Annotated in this window: 2 protein-coding genes; both read left to right on the top strand. The window is 67.9% G+C overall.

Annotation, left to right across the window (positions count from 1 at the left end; all coding sequences use genetic code 11):
* Nucleotides 1-563 (top strand): methyl-accepting chemotaxis protein (locus CSC65_RS16020; RefSeq protein WP_238390436.1); only part of this gene is annotated, 563 nt, incomplete at its 5' end.
* A 241-nt stretch (nt 564-804) separates the two neighbouring features.
* On the top strand, nt 805-2,068 hold a 1,264-nt coding region (locus CSC65_RS16015), incomplete at its 3' end, for a cache domain-containing protein (RefSeq protein ID WP_162411586.1).

Raw genomic sequence — 2,068 nt, 5'->3', positions numbered from 1 at the left:
CGGCGGTCGAGGCGGCCCGTGCCGGCGAACAGGGCCGCGGCTTCGCCGTGGTCGCCACCGAGGTGCGTTCGCTGGCCCAGCGTTCGGCCACCGCGGCCAAGGAGATCAAGTCGCTGATCGAGGACTCTACCAGCAAGGTGTCCGACGGTTCGGCCCTGGCCGAGCAGGCCGGCAAGACCATGGGCGAACTGGTCGCCTCGGTGCAGCGGGTCACCGACATCATGTCCGAGATCTCGGCGGCTTCGCAGGAACAGGCCGCCGGCATCGAACAGGTCAACCAGACCATCGTGCAGATGGACGAGACCACCCAGCAGAATGCGGCGCTGGTGGAGGAAGCCACCGCGGCGGCGCGTTCGATGGAAGAACAGGCCGGCAGCCTGGCCCAGGCCATCGCCGTGTTCCGGATCGAGGGCGGCGCGGCGGCGAAGCATGCACCGGTTGCGGCCAGTTCGACCACGGCGGTCCAGTTCCCGGTACGCAAGGCCTCCGCCCGCGCCGCGACGCCTCGTACCGCCGGCAACACTGCCACCATCCTCAACGAGGCCGACTGGGCCGAGTTCTGAGCACGGGCGTATCGCCTGCATGTTCGAACCCCGGCCCAGGCCGGGGTTCTTTTTTTGACGGACCGATGCCGGCGTCGTGGTGTTCGGCAAAAGCCCATCGCGACGCCCGGAGTTCCGGAGCCGTTCTCCGTGGTCCGTACGCCATGATCCATCACCCGGTTCAGCTCGCAGGACCCCTCTCGCCGAAAGTTGGCGCGCTGGCGGCCGATACCTTCCAGGTATCCCCCCGAAGTCCTACCCCATGAGCCTGCGATCCCTCGCGTCACGCGCCCTCTCCAACTTGCCGATGAAGCGCAAGTTCCTGATGCAGACCGCCTTCGTCGCCGTCGGCATCGTCGCCCTGGCGGTCGTCGCCGCCCGCATCCAGTACCTCGATCTCAACTCCACCCGCCAGGCCGGACTGCGCGCCCAGGTGGAGATGGCGATGGGCGTCATCGAGGGTTACACCGCCCGCGCCGAATCCGGGGAGCTGGAACCTGAGGAGGCCAAGGCGGCGGCCCTGAAGACCCTGTCGATGATGCAGGCATCCAAGGGCGTGGATTACTTCTTCGTCACCGACCAGACGCCGACGATGCTCATGCACCCGACCCGGCCGGACCTGGACGGCAAGCCGGTATCGGACGTGCTCAGCCCCGATGGCAAGGCGATCTTCCCCGCGTTCGTGGCGGCGGCGCGGGGCGGCGGCGGCTTCGTCGACTACAGCTGGGCCAAGGCCGGCGAGAAGGATCCGGTGCCCAAGACCTCGTATGCGGCGCTATATGCGCCGTGGGGCTGGGTGGTGGGCACCGGCGTCTACGTCGACGACACCCAGGCACAGGCGCTGCAGTTCACCGCGATCATGACCGTCGCCGGCGGCCTGCTGGTACTGCTGAACCTGGCCATCGGCTGGGTGATCGGCGGATCGGTGCTCGATTCCATCGGCCGCGCCCTGGCGGCAGTCAAGGGCGTGTCCCGCGGCGACCTCGGCGTTCGCACCGGCCACCACGGCCGCGACGAGGTCGGGCAGATGCTCAAGGCCACCGACGAGATGGTGCAGATGCTCGAGCGCTTTTCGCACGAGACCCACGAGATGATCCGGCTGCACGCCGCCGAGGACATCACCCATCGCATGCCCGAGGAATTCCCCGGCGTGTACGGCGAACTGGCCGCCGGCATCAACACGATGATGTTCGAGCACCTGGATGCGATCACCGACGCCATCGCTGTGCTGCGGAAGTACGCCCATGGCGACCTTTCGCACGACGCGCGACGCCTGCCGGGCAGCCGCGCCTTCCTGCACGAGGCCATGGATGCGGCCAAGGCATCCCTGCAGTCGATCAACGTGGAGATCAAGCGGCTGGCGCAGGCCGCGTCGGCCGGCGACTTCAGCATGCGCGGTGACGAGTCCGCCTACCAGTACGACTTCAAGGTCATGGTCCAGGGCCTCAACGCGATGATGGACACCTCCGACCGCAACCTGGGCCAGCTCTCCCACCTGCTGCGCTCCATCGCCGATGGCGACCTGA

The organism is Pseudoxanthomonas daejeonensis (genome assembly GCF_010093205.1).
Classification (GTDB): Bacteria; Pseudomonadota; Gammaproteobacteria; order Xanthomonadales; family Xanthomonadaceae; genus Pseudoxanthomonas; species Pseudoxanthomonas daejeonensis.
Note: the sequence above shows the minus strand (reverse complement) of the source record. Positions and strands in the feature narration are given on the sequence as shown.